17 protein-coding genes and 1 tRNA gene are annotated in these 17,636 nt (G+C 49.5%); 12 read left to right on the top strand and 6 right to left on the bottom strand.

The annotated features are described in order from the left end of the window. The first annotated feature begins 28 nt into the window (after nt 1-28). The gene (gene dbpA, locus B0F88_RS09615; RefSeq protein WP_104423714.1) at nt 29-1,417 is read left to right on the top strand and encodes an ATP-dependent RNA helicase DbpA; all 1,389 of its coding nucleotides are present in this window, start codon (nt 29-31) and stop codon (nt 1,415-1,417) included. 146 nt (nt 1,418-1,563) lie between these two features. Here dbpA and B0F88_RS09610 read toward each other — a convergent pair whose 3' ends face one another. The 5 genes from B0F88_RS09610 to flgA form a co-directional block, all read right to left on the bottom strand. Then, nucleotides 1,564-2,823, bottom strand: a complete 1,260-nt coding sequence (locus B0F88_RS09610) for a DEAD/DEAH box helicase (RefSeq protein ID WP_104423713.1) — start codon at nt 2,821-2,823, stop codon at nt 1,564-1,566. Nucleotides 2,824-3,029: 206 nt separating this feature from the next. Next, a tRNA-Arg gene (locus B0F88_RS09605) sits at nt 3,030-3,106 on the bottom strand. Nucleotides 3,107-3,301: 195 nt separating this feature from the next. Beyond that, nucleotides 3,302-3,796, bottom strand: coding sequence for a flagella synthesis protein FlgN (locus B0F88_RS09600; protein ID WP_104423753.1), 495 nt, complete (start codon nt 3,794-3,796; stop codon nt 3,302-3,304). A gap of 2 nt (nt 3,797-3,798) precedes the next feature. Beyond that, a complete protein-coding gene (gene flgM / locus B0F88_RS09595; protein WP_104423712.1) occupies nt 3,799-4,104 on the bottom strand; it encodes a flagellar biosynthesis anti-sigma factor FlgM in 306 nt (101 codons plus the stop codon). 91 nt (nt 4,105-4,195) lie between these two features. Continuing rightward, complete coding sequence (gene flgA, locus B0F88_RS09590; RefSeq protein ID WP_104423711.1) at nt 4,196-4,891, bottom strand: flagellar basal body P-ring formation chaperone FlgA; 696 nt, start codon at nt 4,889-4,891, stop codon at nt 4,196-4,198. A gap of 295 nt (nt 4,892-5,186) precedes the next feature. On the opposite strand from flgA, the gene flgB reads away from it, so the two are divergent. The 11 genes from flgB to flgL all read left to right on the top strand — a co-directional run bounded on the left by flgB (nt 5,187) and on the right by flgL (nt 17,183). Further along, complete coding sequence (gene flgB / locus B0F88_RS09585; RefSeq protein WP_104423710.1) at nt 5,187-5,579, top strand: flagellar basal body rod protein FlgB; 393 nt, start codon at nt 5,187-5,189, stop codon at nt 5,577-5,579. Nucleotides 5,580-5,581: 2 nt separating this feature from the next. Then, nucleotides 5,582-5,995, top strand: coding sequence for a flagellar basal body rod protein FlgC (flgC, locus tag B0F88_RS09580; protein WP_104423709.1), 414 nt, complete (start codon nt 5,582-5,584; stop codon nt 5,993-5,995). A 10-nt stretch (nt 5,996-6,005) separates the two neighbouring features. Next, nucleotides 6,006-6,686, top strand: coding sequence for a flagellar hook assembly protein FlgD (locus B0F88_RS09575; RefSeq protein WP_104423708.1), 681 nt, complete (start codon nt 6,006-6,008; stop codon nt 6,684-6,686). Nucleotides 6,687-6,701: 15 nt separating this feature from the next. Beyond that, nucleotides 6,702-8,504, top strand: coding sequence for a flagellar hook protein FlgE (locus B0F88_RS09570; RefSeq protein ID WP_104423707.1), 1,803 nt, complete (start codon nt 6,702-6,704; stop codon nt 8,502-8,504). Between the two features lie 82 nt (nt 8,505-8,586). After that, nucleotides 8,587-9,336 (top strand): flagellar basal-body rod protein FlgF, encoded by a 750-nt coding sequence (gene flgF / locus B0F88_RS09565; RefSeq protein WP_104423706.1) that lies wholly within the window; start codon nt 8,587-8,589, stop codon nt 9,334-9,336. A 149-nt stretch (nt 9,337-9,485) separates the two neighbouring features. Next, nucleotides 9,486-10,274, top strand: coding sequence for a flagellar basal-body rod protein FlgG (gene flgG, locus B0F88_RS09560; RefSeq protein WP_104423705.1), 789 nt, complete (start codon nt 9,486-9,488; stop codon nt 10,272-10,274). 16 nt (nt 10,275-10,290) lie between these two features. Then, nucleotides 10,291-10,977, top strand: a complete 687-nt coding sequence (flgH, locus tag B0F88_RS09555) for a flagellar basal body L-ring protein FlgH (protein ID WP_258076615.1) — start codon at nt 10,291-10,293, stop codon at nt 10,975-10,977. Between the two features lie 15 nt (nt 10,978-10,992). Further along, the gene (locus B0F88_RS09550) at nt 10,993-12,093 is read left to right on the top strand and encodes a flagellar basal body P-ring protein FlgI (RefSeq protein ID WP_181049871.1); all 1,101 of its coding nucleotides are present in this window, start codon (nt 10,993-10,995) and stop codon (nt 12,091-12,093) included. A gap of 56 nt (nt 12,094-12,149) precedes the next feature. After that, nucleotides 12,150-13,205, top strand: a complete 1,056-nt coding sequence (gene flgJ, locus B0F88_RS09545) for a flagellar assembly peptidoglycan hydrolase FlgJ (RefSeq protein WP_104423750.1) — start codon at nt 12,150-12,152, stop codon at nt 13,203-13,205. A gap of 43 nt (nt 13,206-13,248) precedes the next feature. Next, the gene (flgK, locus tag B0F88_RS19710) at nt 13,249-15,741 is read left to right on the top strand and encodes a flagellar hook-associated protein FlgK (RefSeq protein WP_258076614.1); all 2,493 of its coding nucleotides are present in this window, start codon (nt 13,249-13,251) and stop codon (nt 15,739-15,741) included. Between the two features lie 11 nt (nt 15,742-15,752). Continuing rightward, on the top strand, nt 15,753-17,183 hold the full coding sequence (flgL, locus tag B0F88_RS09530) for a flagellar hook-associated protein FlgL (RefSeq protein WP_104423704.1): 1,431 nt from the start codon (nt 15,753-15,755) through the stop codon (nt 17,181-17,183). A gap of 149 nt (nt 17,184-17,332) precedes the next feature. On the opposite strand, the gene B0F88_RS09525 is transcribed toward flgL, so the two are convergent. Then, on the bottom strand, nt 17,333-17,575 hold the full coding sequence (locus tag B0F88_RS09525; protein ID WP_104423703.1) for a hypothetical protein: 243 nt from the start codon (nt 17,573-17,575) through the stop codon (nt 17,333-17,335). Between the last annotated feature and the right edge of the window lie 61 nt (nt 17,576-17,636).

The following is a 17,636-nucleotide window of genomic DNA, read 5'->3' as shown; positions in this document are numbered from 1 at the left end:
CCATTCACGTCAATATAAAGAGTCCTTAGTGAGTACTGCCAAATTTTCATCCCTAGCTTTAAAACCCGCCCTGCTTGAAAACATTGAATCCCTGGGTTACACCCACTTAACGCCTATCCAGGCGGAGAGTTTGCCGCATATTCTTGAAGGCAGGGACGTGATTGCGCAGGCTAAAACCGGCAGCGGCAAAACCGCCGCTTTCGGCATTGGTCTGTTGTCCAAGTTGGATTTGAACAGTTTTAGGGTTCAGGCGATGGTGGTTTGCCCTACGCGGGAACTGGCCGATCAGGTCTGCAAGGAAATCCGGCGATTAGCCCGGTTTACGCAAAACATTAAGGTGCTGACCTTGTGCGGCGGCGTGCCTTTCGGTCCGCAGCTGGGTTCGTTGGAGCATGGCGTTCATGTGGTTGTCGGCACGCCGGGGCGGTTGCAGGAGCATCTACGCAAACGCAGCTTGCGTTTGAGTAATCTCAAGGTGTTGGTTTTGGACGAGGCCGACCGGATGCTGGACATGGGTTTTGAAGAAGCCATTACCGATGTGATTTCATACGCGCCGACGCATCGGCAGACTTTGCTGTTTTCCGCGACTTATGCCGAGCCTATCAGGGAGATGAGCCAGAAATTCCAGTTTAAGCCGGTGTCTGTCAGTATCGAAACCAGGCATCATGACAGCGACATTGAGCAACGTTTTTATCAGGTAGAAAAATCTAAAAAAATCAGTGCATTAGGCTATCTTTTGTCCTACTATCGGCCCGAATCGACTGTGGTCTTTTGCAATACCAAACGGGATTGCCAGGATGTGGCGAGTTTCCTTGAAAATAGCGGTTTCTCGGTTCAGTCACTGCATGGCGATCTGGAGCAAAAGCATCGGGACCAAGTGTTGGTTCGTTTTGCCAACAAGAGCTGTTCAGTGCTGGTGGCGACCGATGTGGCTGCGCGGGGGCTGGATATCAAGGATATGCAGGCGGTGATTAATTATGAATTACCCTGGGATCCTGAAATTTATGTGCATAGAATCGGGCGTACCGGTCGCGCCGGTAACAAAGGTTTGGCGTTAAGTCTTTGTACGGAAAAGGAATTAATCCGGGTCAAAGCTATTGAAAAATATCAGAACATTCCTGCCAAATGGGATGAAGTGGCTCCATTCCAGATGAACCATGAGCAGCGCTTCGAACCGCCGATGGTGACTTTGTGGATCGACGGCGGGCGCAAGAATAAAGTGCGTCCGGGGGATATATTGGGGGCGTTAACCGGCGACTCCGGGATTGCAGGCAGCGAAGTGGGCAAGATCGATATTTTTGATGCCCATGCTTACGTTGCAATCAAGCGCGACAGTGTTGATAAGGCCCTGGCTTGCTTGAGAAACGGCAAAATAAAGGGACGCAATTTTAATGTCCGCAAATCTCAATGGGGATGAGGCGTCGGGTTAGCATAACGTAACGCTAATATAACTTAATAAGACATATCACCACGAAGAGCACGAAGTTTTTTCTTCGGGAACTTCATGTCTTCGCGGTGATGTGCTTTTAGAAGCAGTTACGCCATGCAATCCTACCTGTGAATCTAAGCGCTTTTCGCTCTAGGCTTATTTCCGGCTTGATTACCGCCGGGTTTCCGTGGCTGATTTGAGTTTCTGCTTGGGCGCGGTCCTCGCGGCGGCTCTGGCGGCATCGGCGGCGCAACTGCGGACGCTTCAAAACCGGCAATTTGTTCGCGTCTAATCTCTTTCCCGATCAGCTTTTCAACTTGACGCAAGAAGCTGTATTCATCATGGGACACCAGCGATATAGCTTGGCCTTCCTCACCTGCGCGACCGGTTCGGCCGATTCTGTGTACATAGTCTTCCGGCGCTCTGGGCAGTTCAAAATTGACGACATGCGGCAGCAGGTTAATATCGATGCCGCGCGCCGCGACATCGGTCGCCACCAGCACCCTGATTTCACCGGCTTTAAAGCCCGCCAATGCACTGGTTCTGGCGCCCTGGCTTTTGTTGCCGTGTATTGCCGCCGCCTTAATGTTTATCTTGTTAAGTTTTTCAGTGAGCCGGTTCGCGCCGTGCTTGGTAGTCGTAAAAACCAAAACCTGCCGCCAGTCATGCTCTTTTATCAAGTGACAGAGCAGTTCGGTTTTGTTGGCTTTATTAACCAGGTAAGCGACTTGCTCAACCAGTTCTGCGGCGGTGTTGCGCGGAGCGACCTCGATTTTTATCGGATTGACCAGGAGTCCCGTTGTGAGCTTGCGTATATCTTCGGAAAAGGTCGCCGAAAACAGCAGGTTTTGGCGTTTCTTCGGCAGCAAGGCGATGATTTTGCGAATATCCCGGATGAAACCCATGTCCAGCATGCGATCCGCTTCGTCAAGTATCAGTGTTTCTACTTGATCGAGTTTCACCGCATTCTGATTAACCAGATCCAGCAAGCGTCCGGGCGTGGCGACCAGGATGTCTACGCCGCCTCTTAAGCGCATCATTTGCGGGTTGATCTTTACTCCGCCGAATACGACTTCGGATTTTAAGCGGGGATGCAAATGCGCTCCATATTTGCTGACCGATTCGCCGATTTGCGCGGCAAGTTCCCGGGTTGGGGTCAGTATCAATACCCTGACCGGCCGGTTATTGGTATAAGCCTTTTGCGATAAGCGATGCAGAATGGGAAGGGTGAATCCGGCCGTTTTGCCGGTTCCTGTCTGTGCGGCTGCCAGAACGTCATGGCCGCCTAAAACGGCTGGAATGGCTTGCGACTGGATCGGGGAGGGGGTGGTGTAGCCTGCGTCAGCAATGGCGCGCAGCAGCGGGTCAGATAAACCCAGGGTGGTAAATGGCATATTAGTTAGAGTCTCAATAAAAGGTTGCTGCTGACAAATGTTTTGCAGCTTGGTGAAAAGTGTGGGGGGTTAAATAAAAAACGCGTCAGAAAACGGCGGTCGAGTTGATTGCGGTAATATCGGCGTTTTTATAGCGATGGCGTTAGCTGACGTCTCTGGTTACGGTTAGACGTGTGTATATGAGCGTTGTAAGTTGTTGATATAAATGGTGCCCCGAGGCGGATTTGAACCACCGGCCTGTCCCTTAGGAGGGGACCGCTCTATCCAGCTGAGCTATCGGGGCAAAAATAAAATTAATTCTACCATAGATGGATATTTAATTCATTTGTTCCGTCCGTAGCGCCCCGATAAGTCTAAAGTTCTTGGTTGCCGGACAGAATGTTGCCAGATGGCGGCAGCGGATCGCCGAATTCGATAATAGAAATGGAAAGGGGGTTTTGAAAAGAATTGCCGGTATCAACCGGTACAGATATAGAGTTTATACCGAAATCAGGGTGTGGCTATGCCGGTCGCTTTGGGTCGATCCATCGGAGCCATAAGTGTTTGTAAATTCCGGTTTGCCTTTTAGAATATCCAGGGAGCGTTTGGTGTGGCGGGATAAAAGGTCGATACTGGCGCCGTTTTGTTCATTCAGGTTTCGGCATTCTGTGCAGGTGAGCATGAGCTGGGTCCAATTGCTCATTGATTGAGTGGCTAACAGGCCCGCTGTGACCGCCCTTTTAAAATATTCGTTGATACCTGCCTGATCGTTAGGCAGATTTTCGGTTGCCAAAACTTGAGTGAGTTGCGCGTTGAACTGTTCCATTTGCGCAACCAGCTGTTTTTTATTGGCAGCGATAGTGTTGATCAGTTCCGCCTGCTGTGTTTTTTTTAAGGCATCAGCTTCCTGAATAAGCTCATGATGCAGCTGTTGAGCCAGCTGGAGAGCATTGATGATTAGTTTTTCAGTAATCGGATATGTTTGCTCTATCATGTTCATGTGCTGTTTTCTTGAGACATTAATTTCTCAAATTGAATGAGTTTCTTTGCGGTCTTTTCAGTATTGACCGAATAGCTTCCGTCCGCGAGTGCTTTTTTTACCGCATTAACCCGATCAATATCTACCCGTGGCGTAGCTGAGCCAAGCGTCTTTTTCATTTCCTGCGTTGCGGCTGTCAATGCAATGCTATCGCTTTTCTCTGTGGTTGTAATAGCAACTTTTTTTTCGCCGTCGACTTCCGCTTTTGAGGGCGTTTTGATGGGAGTCGGGCTATTTGCTCTACCGGTTATCTCGATAGCCATGTCAAATTCCTTAAGATATTTTCATTTGCAAAAGTTATCGGCAGTGCGGTCAAAAACTTTAATAGTTTATTTGGCGAGATCATGTGTGAATTTAATATTTAACAGCGACCAATCCAGGTTCGATGACTGTTGCATTAACGATGCGCCCCGAGGACTGATTTTTAACGCTGATAAGTTGGCCTTTAATGCCATCCATCATCGCGACTCCGTTCATCCTGATCGAAAGATCCGCTCTCGTTGTGGTAATAATAACCTTATCTCCTCTTTTGACAAGTTTGGGTTCGACCAAGTGCCTAAAGCTAAGAATGCTTCCGGCATCTAATTGACGCGAAGCCTGTTTATTCTCAACGGGCTCTATTTCCGTGACAAAGTCGTCCCTGAGATTGGATACGTCTCTTTTTTCGATAGCAAGATGTTGTCGGGTGACAATTTCACCTCGACGCACCGTTTGAGATAAAACCACGACCATTTGATAAGACTTGATGACTGCGGACGTGAAAATCGACCATTTTTTTTCTGTATTACAACGCACGCCTACAGTCATTCTGCCGGCCTTAATGATATTGGTCGCTTTGAATGCTTCTAGCGGTTCGGCGCATTGAGGCAAATTTAGCCTGCTGTCCAATGGAATCAGCGTCACCTCATATTCACCCGGCAGGTTGATATTCTGCGCAATATATTCTTTAACCGCTTCACCAATAGATTCGTGCGATTGGGAACCTTGTTCCGCATGAGATGCGGAACAAATAAAGGCCAATACCAAAATGAGCGGGATGTTTTTTGTCATCGTTGAAGTTTGTTTTATGACGTATGTCAAATATTACGCACAATTGGTGCCAAGTTATTTTTCAGGTGTCAGTCAATTTATTGACGTATGCCCCCGGCCTGTTTGTTGCTTTATCTGTTTTACTGTTTATTGGCGGCTATTTTTTGCCGGATGACGGAGAGTATTTTAAGCGTAATCGCCAATAAATGAGCGGAAAATGACTTAATAATTCATATCATGATGATTTATATGTATTTAAAATTTATGGCATGTGCCGTGCTTTTATTTCTGCATACATAATCAGGAGGTAACTATCATGGCTATTAATTTTGACACAGCTCTTGGCATTCATTCTAAGGCCTTGGCTTTTCGAGAAAAACGAGGCGAGATACTGGCCGCTAATTTAGCAAATGCAGATACACCCAACTTCAAGGCGCGAGACTTGGATTTTAAGTCGGTTTTAAATCAAAGCCTGGCTTCGGGGGTACCCATGGAGCGTACTCATCAAGGGCATATTACACCACAGCAGCAAGTATTTGGAGCTAATGTCATGTATAGAAATCCCAATCAGGTGTCATTGGACGGCAACACCGTCGAACCCCATATCGAACAATCTAAATATGCTGAAAATGCGGTGCAGTATCAAGCCAGTTTACAGTTCCTCAGTAACAAATTTACCGGTCTTATGACCGCAGTGAAAGGTCAATAGTCATGTCTTCAAGTATATTTGATATTGCCGGTAGCGGCATGAATGCACAGTCGTTAAGACTTAATCTGGTCGCAAGTAACATATCGAACGCGAACAGTGTCGGTACCGATGCAAATGACGTTTACAAATCCAGGCAGCCGGTGTTTGCCGCTGAATTAAAGAACGTCATCGATAAGCAGAACGCTACCAGCAAGGTGAAGGTATTGGGAGTCGTGGAAAGCCAGGCTTCAGCTGTGATGGAGTTTGCTCCGAATCATCCGTTGGCCAATCAAGACGGCTTCATTTTTAAATCGAATGTTAATACGGTTGAAGAAATGGCCAATATGCTGTCTGCATCGCGCTCTTATCAAAACAATGTAGAAGTCCTGAACACGGCAAAACAGATGATGCTTCAGACTTTAAGAATGGGACAGTAAGGAGATAAAGATGGCTATTCAAGGTACAACAACTGATTACAGCAGCTTAACCGTTACGCCCAAAAAAGATTCCGAGGCGACTAGAAAAGCTTCATTGGGGCAAGAGCAGTTTTTAAAATTAATGACTGCACAGATGACGCATCAAGACCCATCAAGTCCGATGCAAAACGGTGAATTTATTACGCAAATGGCGCAGTTTGGGACGGTATCCGGCATCCAGGATTTGCAAAAATCGTTTGCCGATTTTGCCAGCTCGATCAACTCCAGTCAGGCATTGCAAGCAACGAGTTTAGTGGGGCGCTATGTATCCGTTCCCGGAACGAAAGCGGTGTTGCCGGCCGGCGGCGAGATAAAGGGCGCTATTAATTTAGCAGACAGCTCATCCAGTGTTAAGGTCAAAGTCACCAATGCCAATACCGGGGAAATTGTACAAAATATAGACCTTGGCCAACATAGCGCCGGAAAAGTACCTTTTGTCTGGGATGGGGTGAATTCAAATGGCGCCATGGCCAATCCCGGCGTGTATAAAATTGAGGCGACAGCCTATATCGATGGAAAAAATACGGTATTGGAAACAGATCTGAATGCGCAGGTTGACAGTGTCACTATGGGCAACGGTTCCACTGGCATGAAAGTCAACCTGACCGGATTGGACAGTGTGGATTTTAATAAGATTAAACAAATTCTTTAGGATTGGGGGTGTAACATGGGTTTTGCAACAGCATTAAGCGGATTAAAAGCCGCATCGACAAGTTTACAGGTAACCGGAAATAACATTGCCAATTCTCAAACCACCGGTTTTAAAGAATCGCGGGCGGAATTTGCCGATGTGTATGCTTCCAGTCTCGGCGGAGTCAGCAAGACTCAACCAGGAGCTGGCGTAAAAGTCACAGAAGTGGCGCAACAGTTCAATCAGGGTAATATCGAGTCCACCCAAAACAGCCTTGATCTTGCGATCAGCGGCAACGGTTTTTTTGTGTTGGCCGATGACGTGAATCTTCCCGATCCTGCCAATCCATCAGGGCCGGTCGATCCTTCGGTACCCAGCGCATATACCCGTAACGGTGCTTTTCAGTTAAACAGCGCGGGTAATGTAGTGAATGACAAGGGCCAGTATTTATTGACTTTTGCGCCCAACGGTACGACTGAAGCCGAGGGTTTCAGCGTCGGTGTTTTCAGGCCGCTAACGATCGATACCGCTCAGGGTTTGCCCAGCGCCACCGAAAATATCAATATGAAGTTGAATATCAACGGAGCTGCAAGCCAACCGTCAACGACGGTGTTCGACCCTAGAAATCCTTTGTCCTATAACAACACAACATCGATTACCACTTACGATACTCAGGGTAATGCGCATATCGCATCGACCTATTATGTCAAAACACCGGTCGCTAACGTATGGGATGCTTATTTGTTTCTCGATGGCTTCGGCATTACCACGGGCGGACAGGCTGTGCCGCCGGCAACGGCGCCGGACTCGACCGTATCGTCAACGGTTGACCAGCCTGGATTACCCATACCGATGACTTTCACCGCATCGGGCTTGCTTGATGAAGTCGGCCCTCGCGCGGCCTCGGTTAAGGCTGCGGCGATTGTGACGACGGGGGCCACGGCGGTTACCGATACTACGACGGCGTCGGCTGCGGCTGCGTTGATGGATTCAACGGCCATTCCGGTTGGAGCATATACCGCGCCGCTTGCCGCCACCGCTCTAGCCAAGGCCGTAGCGGCATCTACGACGGCGGCTAATTTTGCCGCCGCCGCGGCCGCCATTAACAGTACGCCTGCCGCCGCAGCGCTTGCCGCCACGGCTAAAAGTACCGCCGCCACTGCGGCGGCATCTGCAGCGGCTTATGCTACGGCTGCGGCGACCGTTACTGATCAAGCTACTGCCGACGCTGCCGCCATTCTTGCCAATACTGCGCAGACTGATGCAGCTACTGCGAAGGCTGCGGCCGATGCTTATAAGCTTGCTGTTGATGCGGCCTCTGCCGGCGCTTCGCAAGCGACCAAGGTGGATTTTGGCAACATTGATCTATCGCTTATCGATCCTAATATAAGTGTTGAGGATATGGCGTTCGATGTGGATTTTTTCGGCACCACCCAATTCGCGACGCCTTTTAGTGTCAATGGACTGGATCAGGACGGCTTGCCTGCCGGCAATTTGACAGGTATTGATGTTAACGATACCGGTGTGGTGTTTGCAAGATACAGTAACGGCGGCTCCAAGGCTTTGGGCCAAGTCGCTCTGGCTCGGTTCCAAAGCAATCAATCGCTGGCCAAATTAGGGGATACCTCCTGGGCTACGACTTCAAGCTCGGGAGCGCCTATTTATGGCGCGGCCGGCGATAATAATTTCGGCGGGATTCAATCGTCAGCCCTGGAAGGCTCCAATGTGGATTTATCCGAGCAGTTGGTTAAGCTGATTATCGCGCAGCAAGCTTATCAGGCTAATTCACAAACGATCACCACCGAAAAAAGCTTGATACAAACTATTTTGAATGCATAGTTTTTAGCTTGATATAGTTGGAACGATGTTTGCTTTTTATTCTGTTATAAGATTCTGGTTTTAAGGTAAAAGGGGAGCTGTTATGGACCGTAGTTTATATATTGCAATGAGTGGCGCCAAGCAGTCGTTACAGGCGCAAAACTCAAACGCCAATAATTTGGCGAATATGCAGACAACCGGCTTCAAGTCTGATCTGGAATGGTTCCAGAGCAGGCCCATGAACGGTGCGGGCTATCCTACCCGGGTTTTTGCGATGATAGAAAAACCCGGAACCGATTATTCCCCCGGTGCGATGCAGACGACGGGCCGCGATCTGGATGTGGCCATCAATGGTAAGGGATGGATTGCCGCTCAGGGGGGAGATTATGACAGTAAAGAAGCTTATACGCGTGCAGGCGATCTGCGTATTACGCCGGAAGGCTTGTTGAAAACCGGCGCCGGTTTGAAAGTGTTGGGACAGAATGGACAAATCACCATTCCGCCCGCCGAAAAGGTGACTATCGGAACTGACGGCACTATCAGTATTATTCCAATGGGTTCCGGTAATGCGACAACGCTGGTGCAGATTGACCGGATTAAACTGGTCAATCCTGAGATCGGCGAGCTGGAAAAACAAGGTGACGGTTTATTTCATACTAAAACCGGCGAACCGTTGCCGGTCGATGCCAGTGTCAGTTTGAATACCGGAACGTTGGAAGGCAGTAACGTTAATGCCTTTGTCGCGATGACGGAAATGCTGGAGTTGTCGAAAAACTTCGAGCTGCAAACCAAGGTGATGAAGACTGTCGATGACAACTCTGCAATGAGCGCCAAGTTGATGCAAATGGGATAGGTATCGCGGATCGGGATTTATGTGCGGAAAGCCGGGTTTAGCCCGGCTTTTTTTTAAGCTGAGTTCGGGCTTTGTGTGGATATGGAAAGATGGCACGAACCATGCTTTCAATTTAACTGAGACAATAAATTGGCACACAGGAGATTATCATGACAGAACGCTCATTATGGGTAGCTAAGACCGGTCTGGATGCCCAACAGACGAGAATGGCGGTTATATCCAATAACTTAGCGAACGTTAATACTATCGGTTTTAAGAAAGACCGGGCCATGTTTGACGATCTTATGTATCAGAATATTCGCCAAGTCGGTGGGGATACCACGCAGAATATACAAGCGCCAACGGGGACGCAGCTGGGAACCGGGGTTAAAACGGTTTCAACCGAAAAAGTTCATACTCAGGGCAATGTCCAGCAAACGGATAATGCGCTGGATGTGGCAATTAATGGCCGGGGCTTCCTGCCGATTTTAATGCCTAACGGTGAGACGAATTATACCCGTGACGGCTCGTTAAAATTAGATTCAACAGGGCAGCTGGTTACCTCCGGCGGATTAACGCTGAATCCGGCGATCACTGTGCCGGCCGACGCGATGAGCGTAACGATCGGGACTGACGGAACCGTATCCGCTCTGCTGCCGGGTACGACCGCGCCGAGCAATTTGGGACAAATTCAGCTCGCTAACTTCATCAATCCTACCGGGTTGCAAGCGGTTGGCGACAACCTTTACCGGGAGTCTGCCGCCAGCGGTGCGCCGATACTCGGAACGCCGGGGCAAGGCGAATATGGAACTTTGAACCAAGGGTCATTGGAAACGTCCAATGTCAATGTTGTTGAAGAGTTGGTTAACATGATCGAAGCTCAACGGGCTTATGAAATGAACTCCAAAGCGATTTCAACAGCCGATCAGATGTTGTCCTTTGTGACACAGCAATTATAACTAGAGGGTGATGGCCATGATGACTAAAAAACCTAACTTTACCTTAAGCATCGTTGCCGTCACGCTGTCGCTGCTAAGTGCTTGTGTAACTCCGCCGCAAAGAGATCCGGCATTTGCTCCGGTTGCGCCGGCCGATTTACGGCCGCCGGTACAAAGCAGCGGATCGATCTATCAGGCCGGATACGATATGCGTTTGTTTGAAGACCATACGGCAAAAAGAGTTGGGGATGTGCTAACCATTACGCTGTTGGAGAGAACCCAAGCGCAAAAGACTGACGACTTTGATGCTAAAAAGAACACTGCGATGTCAGCCGAAGTTCCCTCGATGTTCGGTATAGCGGCATCCGCTTTGACCGGGCAAAGCGTTAGAACCACCTTAGCGTCCAAAAAAGAATTTACAGGGACGGGCTCAGCCGATCAAAGCAATAGTTTAACCGGCGACATTTCCGTTACCGTCGTCAGCGTGTTGCCAAACGGCAATTTAAGCGTTCGGGGCGAGAAAAGAGTCACCCTGAATCAGGGGGATGAGTTTGTCAGGTTGTCCGGCATTGTCAGGCCGGTCGATATAAACGCAGCCAATATTATCACCTCGGACAAAGTGGCCGATGTAACCATTATGTATGTCGGCGAAGGCGCTATAGCGGACGCCAGCAAAATGGGCTGGTTGGCAAGGATTCTTCAAAGCCCATGGTTCCCATTCTAAGCTAAGGATTTTGACATGAACGCATTACATAAATATTTTACTCCGCTCATACTGGGCATTGTCTTTAGCGGGCCGGTTCATGCCGAACGCATCAAGGATATTGCCACTATCGAAGGCGTGCGGAGTAACCAGCTGGTAGGCTACGGTTTGGTCGTCGGGCTGGATAAATCCGGGGATAAAACCCCATTTACCGGGCAAAGCCTACGCAGTATGTTAGCGCGCCTTGGGATGACCTTGCCTCCCGGCATCGATCCTAAAGCAAAAAACATTGCGGCGGTTTCCATTCAGGCGGATCTGCCCGCATTCGCCAAGCCGGGTCAAACAATTGACGTTACCGTCTCTTCACTGGGCGACGCAAAAAGCCTGCGCGGCGGCACCTTGTTAATGAGCCCTTTGAAAGGGGCTGATGGACAGGTTTACGCTATCGCACAGGGCAGTCTGGTTGTGAGCGGTCTCAGTGCTTCAGGTAATGACGGCTCAAGCGTTACCGTCAATAATCCCAATGTGGGCCGCATCCCTAACGGTGCAATTGTCGAGCGCGTGGTTAACTCGTCTTTTTCTGACGGCGATGCCTTGATTTTTAATTTGCATAGTCCCGATTTTACTACCGCCAATCGCATGGCGGAGTCTATTAACAGGGTGTTGGGCGTTAATACGGCAAAGGCGCTTGATGCGACTTCTGTCAGGGTTAATGCGCCGGTGGATCCCACCCAAAAAGTGTCATTTGCTTCAGTGGTCGAAAACATGATGGTTACGCCGGATGATGCGGCGGCGCGCGTGATCGTGAACTCTCGCACCGGGACTGTCGTCGTTAACGGTAAAGTCAGGGTGCAGCCTGCGGCGGTGTCTCACGGCAGTCTGACAGTGACGATTACTGAAGATCTCCAGGTCAGTCAGCCTAACGCGTTTTCCAATGGCCAAACAAGGGTTACGCCTAAATCCGACGTAAAGGTTGAAGAAGAAAAGAACCACATGTTTGTGTTTAATCCCGGTGTCTCCCTGGATGAAATTGTTCAGGCAGTCAACAATGTAGGCGCCGCGCCCAGTGATTTAGTGGCTATTCTTGAAGCCCTGAAATCGGCAGGCTCCTTGCATGCGGAATTAATTGTTATTTAAAGCTGTTGTCGACCGTGGCGGATTGCTATCGCGATCCGCCTTACGCGGAGGTTGTTATGTTAAGTGGACCACAAAATGCCGATGTTTATACCGACTTTAGCGGTTTGGCCAAATTAAAAACCCAAGCCAAGGAAGCATCGCCGGAAGCATTGAAAGAAGTTGCCAAGCAATTTGAATCAATTTTTCTAAACAACGTGCTTAAAAGTATGCGTGAGGCAAAATTGGCCGACGGCATTATGGATAACGATCAAAGCAAGTTTTACGGCGAAATGTATGATCAACAATTGGCTTTGCATTTGTCAGGTTCTCCCGGCGTTGGTCTGGCTGACTTAATTGTCAAGCAACTGAGCCCCGATAGAGTTAAAAATGAAAAGCAGGATATTGAAGATTATCTGAATAAATTCGGCGGTGTCTCACGAGGCGGTTCCGCACAGGCTCATGCCGCTAACCGGCAAGTGAGCGGCAAAGCCGACAGTTCTGCGGCCGGTTCCACAGACGACCAGGCTAAGATCAGCCCTTATACTCAGGATAGAAGTCCGTTTGATGAGATCACCGACATTCCGTTAGATAGCGATTCCGCGATGAACGGACTAAAGTCGGGGCGCACCGGGCCGATACAGTCGGCGGAAGAGTTTGTCAGCCGTTTGCATCCCTATGCCGAACGGGCCGCCAGGGAATTGGGCGTGGAACCCAAAGTTTTGTTAGCGCAAGCGGCCCTGGAAACCGGATGGGGACGCTCGGTAATAAGAAACAGCAACGGCAGCAACAGCTATAACTTGTTTAATATCAAAGCCGATAAATCCTGGCAGGGTAAGCAGGCGCAAGTGGCGACACTGGAATTTGATCAGGGTATCGCTAAAAAAGTGAATGCCGGATTCAGATCCTACGATTCATACGAAGAAAGTTTCAGGGATTATGTGAGTTTTATAAAAAATAATCCACGCTATGGCGAGGCATTAAAAAAAGTCGGCAATGCGGAACAATATATGCATGAATTACAACGGGCGGGTTATGCAACCGACCCGAAATATGCCAACAAGGTAATAAGTATTTATCAGGGCGTTACGATGGCCGACTTTGAGCCCGATGTCATCATGGCGATGAATCAATGAGCAGATTAAGTTCGGCATCTAACTCCCGGAACAGGACGCTATCATGAGTGGATTATTATCAACATCATTGACAGGCTTAAGAGCCGCCCAGCGCTCATTGGAAGCCGTACAGCATAATATTTCCAATGTAAATACAGAAGGCTACAGCCGTCAACGCGTGGAGCTTGGCGCCAGGCCCGCGCAATTTACCGGCGACGGATATATCGGTCAGGGCGTAAACATCAATAATGTCACGCGCAGTTACGACCAGTTTATTAATAAGCAACTGAGCTCCAGTCTTTCTGCGTTCGGCGAAGTGGATCGTTACCATCAGCTTGCTACCCGCGTTGATAATATAATGGCTGATGCCGGTACGGGCATAGCGCCCGTCATGAAACGTTTTTTTAATGCCGTCAATGAATTGGCGAATGATCCTTCATCGATTCCTTCCCGGCAGGTGCTGTTGGCTGAAACGGACGCTTTAACACAAAGCTTCAATACCATGAGCGGTAGATTTGAAGACATACGCGCGCTGAATAATAACGATATAGCCGTCATGGTTGACGAGATTAATTCTTTAGCTACGTCAATAGCCGATCTCAATGTGCAAATCGTCAATGACTTAGGCAAAACACAAGGCTTTAGACAGCCCAATGACTTATTGGACAAGCGGGATGCGTTGATTTCTTCATTATCTGAAATAGTCAACGTTTCTGTTGTTCAGCAGAATGACGGTATGACCAGTGTTTTTATCGGTAATGGACAGGCCTTGGTTCTTAATGGCGGGGCGGCCGCGTTTACTACGCTTCAGTCGGAATTCGATCCGGGCCGTCTGGAAATCGGGATTAAGACGGTTAACGGCATCATGGAAATGACCGATCAGATAAGCGGCGGTTCGCTGGGCGGGTCGTTAAGATTCCGGGATGAGGTGTTGGATCCGGCGCAGCAGAAACTGGGCCGGGTTGCCGTCGGCCTGGCGATGGATTTTAACGCCGTCCATAAAAGCGGCTTCGATTTGAGCGGCGCGGCAGGCCTGGACTTATTTAATTTTTCCGGCGTTGAAGTTCCTGTTATTCAAAGTTCGTCCAATAGCGGCAGTGCAGCCGTTACGGTTAATTTTCAGGATACCAATCCATTGGCGTCAGGAAGCCTGGATTTCAGCGATTTTAATTTGAAGTATGTCAATTCAGGCGGCGGGGTTGATTATACCTTGACCAGGATTCGGGATAATAAGGTGATTAACCTTACGGCTACCGATACTGTGCCGCCTACCGGCGTTTACAGCTTGTCGTTTGCGGCCACTCAGCCGTCAAATTTTGATCCAACCGATTTTACGCTGTCGACCAGCATCTCGCCCGGCGCTTTTACGCAGGCAGTGTCAAGCGGTACGGCGGCGGTAGCGCAAGAGGAACAGATCGGCGCATTTACAACTGCGGTGTCCAACGGCGCGGATACCTTTACCATGAACATCGACGGGATCCCCTTCTACACCGAGCCCGGCTCGGTCGGCGGCACCGTAACCGGCGCCGAACTGGACACCGCGCTGAATGCTTTTCTGGCCCAACCCGCCAATGCCGGAGCCTACACCAAAGTAAGCGGCTCTTTCAGCGGCGGCGACTTGGTGTTGCGCAAGTTCTCCGGTACGGCGATTTCCGTTAACATCACCAGTAACTTCGCCACCACCCCCGGCGCTTTCGCGGCCAATACCGTCAATGTTGCGGGTTCGGTTGCCGTCGCCGCGACCGGCGGTCCCTTTACCCTGGAAGTCGACGGCCTGCAAATATACACCGAAGCGGCATCGATCGGCGGCACGGTTACAAAGAACGAGCTTGATGCCGCACTGAATACATTCCTGACCACCGGAAGAGGGGCCGGCGTGTATGTCAAAACCGGATCGTTTGCGACCAACGACCTCGTGCTCAGCAAGGCCGGTTCGGCATCCACTCTTACCATCAGCAGCAACTTCAGCGGCGTAGGCAGCACCGCCGGCGCGTTTTCAGGATCGACTACCGGCGTGACAGCCGTTCCGGCGGGCATTGATATAACGGTTGATTTGAGTGGTGGTAAAACCATTTCAGTCGGGGATCAATTTGTAACCCGGCCAACCTACAGCGCGGCCCAGAAGATTGGGGTTAATATCGATGACCCGAAAAAAATCGCGGCCGCGACGAATGTAGAAGTCGATCCGGTGACCAAATTGCCGGTATTCCCCGCATCCATTATCAAAGGGGCGATGCCCAACGATAATAGGAATGCAATACTGCTGGCGGGTCTTGAGAATAGATTGGGCATGCTAGGCGGGAGCGCCTCGTTTAGCGATGCTTACGGTCAAATTGTTTCCGGTGTCGGAACCTTGACACGGACAGCCGAAGTCGGTGCTTCGGCGCAGGAAACCTTATTAAATCAGGCAAAGGACTCCAGAGAGAGTCTTGTCGGTGTAAACTTGGATGAAGAAGCCGCTAACCTGATAAAGTTTCAACAAGCTTATCAGGCATCCGCACAATCGATTTCAATGGCTAAGTCCTTATTCGATACTTTGATCGGCGCAGTTAGATAGGAGCGATAACAATGAGAATTTCAACAGCTTGGGCGCAACAGCTTAATGTTAACGCGATGGCCGGCCAGCAAGCTAAATTGGCTAAGGTGCAGCAGCAATTAAGCACCGGACTTAAAGTATCGACACCTGCCGATGACCCGGCCGCTGCGGTAAAGGTTTTGGATTTGCAGGCGACGATTGCCCAAACCACCCAGTATCAAAGCAATATCTCGACTGCCCGCGGGCGATTGAATATTGAGGAATCAGCGCTGGCAAGTTCAGCTAACATATTGTCACGCGCCAAAGAACTGACGCTTCAAGGTAAGAACGATAGTTTAAACAGCAACGACAGGTTGGCGTTGAAGTTTGAAATAGATCAGTTGATTCAGGAAATGGCCGGCGTGGCAAATACCAAAAACGCCAACGGCGAATTTATTTTTTCAGGCGATTTTTCGACGGTACCCGCTTTTGCGCTACACCCTACGACCGGTGAATATGTTTACCAAGGCGGCCCGCAGCAGCGTGTTCTGCAAATTAGTCCTACCCGTCAAGTAGCCGACGGCGATTTAGGCTTCAATGTATTCGAAAATATAAACTCTACCAGTCCGGGAGCTGACGAGAACGGCAAGCGCAGTATTTTTAACACCTTAAAGTCGCTGTCTGATGGCTTGGCGGGGACTTTTAAGGCCACTCCGGCCCAAATCAGCGGCGACAGGTTTTTGCGCTATGGCTTGGATTATTCTGATCCTCTTTTGCCGCCGACTAAATTTGAGTTGGTGGGCAATATAGAGATGCTGCCTGCTACGGCGCCGCCGTCAGTCATCCCGCTTCCGGCCGCACAAATAGATCTGAGCGGTAAAGCCTTTGCTAATACCGAGGATGTGGTCACTGAGATCAATGCGCAGCTTTCAGGGGCGGCCGGTTTACTGCCTGCCGCTTTTGTCGCCCCTAACACGAATTTGCCTGTCGGTTCTCATTATAGCGATGTTATGCAGGCCCGGAGCAACGGCAATAGAATTGAATTTGGCGCGGTAACTACCTACGTTACAGAAGCCACGGGCGTTAACACCAGCATCAAGATTAATAACACGTCAGGAACTTTTTTAACCGATGCCGGTTTTGTTGACGGTCAGAGTAATACGGGGGTTGACGTACCCGGTGCGGCAACGTCAACGAGCCAGATTTTTCAAGACCAGCTTGACGGTGTGTTAAACGATCTTGACGCGGCGCTGAATAGCTTTTTGGAAGCAAGAACCAGTGTCGGGGCAAGGTTGAATGCTTTGGATAATCAAGAAGCGCAAAATGAAAAGTTTGTATTAGACACGAAGACCACACTTTCCGAGACTCAGGATCTTGATTACGCCGATGCAATCAGCAGGTTTCAATTGCAATCCACCGCGTTGCAGGTCGCTCAGCAGACTTATGCCCAGGTAAGCGGGTTATCGCTGTTCAAATATCTCTAACGCAGGGCTTGATCAAACGTCAGGATCAAGGGTTTGGATGCCATAGCGGGGATTGATAGGACATCAGTCCCCTTTTTTTGTCCGAAAAAGAGGGGAAGGCCGGTAAAAGGTGAATCCGGTTTAGACGCACCTTTTATTAAAAAGCGAGGTTACGGATAAATTACTTTGGGCGTGAAGCTGGCGGCCGGATATTTAGGGTCGAACTCGGTTGCCTTTTCTGCGGGTTTTTGGTCTGAACATTTAGGTGAAGATTTGATCGCATCTTTGTCGATATAGACGACTTTAGGTTGAAAATTTGCAGCGGGATATTGGGCATCGCTCTCAGCCGATGCGGTCAATGAGGCCAATGCAATAACGGTAGTCGTCAATCCTAAGATAATTACTTTTTTCATATGATATTAACCCTGGGTAGTTTGTACGGTAAGCCCTGCAAGAATCCCCTATAACAAGGCT

The organism is Methylobacter tundripaludum, assembly GCF_002934365.1.
Taxonomy (GTDB): Bacteria; Pseudomonadota; Gammaproteobacteria; order Methylococcales; family Methylomonadaceae; genus Methylobacter_A; species Methylobacter_A tundripaludum_A.
This window is presented reverse-complemented; position numbering and strand designations above follow the sequence as displayed.

Coding starts and splice junctions, on each gene's coding strand:
- B0F88_RS09610 (WP_104423713.1), bottom strand. CDS start 2,823: ATGCCATTTACCACCCTGGGTTTATCTGACCCGCTGCTGCGCGCCATT.
- B0F88_RS09600 (WP_104423753.1), bottom strand. CDS start 3,796: ATGATAGAGCAAACATATCCGATTACTGAAAAACTAATCATCAATGCT.
- flgM (WP_104423712.1), bottom strand. CDS start 4,104: ATGGCTATCGAGATAACCGGTAGAGCAAATAGCCCGACTCCCATCAAA.
- flgA (WP_104423711.1), bottom strand. CDS start 4,891: ATGACAAAAAACATCCCGCTCATTTTGGTATTGGCCTTTATTTGTTCC.
- flgB (WP_104423710.1), top strand. CDS start 5,187: ATGGCTATTAATTTTGACACAGCTCTTGGCATTCATTCTAAGGCCTTG.
- flgC (WP_104423709.1), top strand. CDS start 5,582: ATGTCTTCAAGTATATTTGATATTGCCGGTAGCGGCATGAATGCACAG.
- B0F88_RS09575 (WP_104423708.1), top strand. CDS start 6,006: ATGGCTATTCAAGGTACAACAACTGATTACAGCAGCTTAACCGTTACG.
- B0F88_RS09570 (WP_104423707.1), top strand. CDS start 6,702: ATGGGTTTTGCAACAGCATTAAGCGGATTAAAAGCCGCATCGACAAGT.
- flgF (WP_104423706.1), top strand. CDS start 8,587: ATGGACCGTAGTTTATATATTGCAATGAGTGGCGCCAAGCAGTCGTTA.
- flgG (WP_104423705.1), top strand. CDS start 9,486: ATGACAGAACGCTCATTATGGGTAGCTAAGACCGGTCTGGATGCCCAA.
- flgH (WP_258076615.1), top strand. CDS start 10,291: ATGATGACTAAAAAACCTAACTTTACCTTAAGCATCGTTGCCGTCACG.
- B0F88_RS09550 (WP_181049871.1), top strand. CDS start 10,993: ATGAACGCATTACATAAATATTTTACTCCGCTCATACTGGGCATTGTC.
- flgJ (WP_104423750.1), top strand. CDS start 12,150: ATGTTAAGTGGACCACAAAATGCCGATGTTTATACCGACTTTAGCGGT.
- flgK (WP_258076614.1), top strand. CDS start 13,249: ATGAGTGGATTATTATCAACATCATTGACAGGCTTAAGAGCCGCCCAG.
- flgL (WP_104423704.1), top strand. CDS start 15,753: ATGAGAATTTCAACAGCTTGGGCGCAACAGCTTAATGTTAACGCGATG.
- B0F88_RS09525 (WP_104423703.1), bottom strand. CDS start 17,575: ATGAAAAAAGTAATTATCTTAGGATTGACGACTACCGTTATTGCATTG.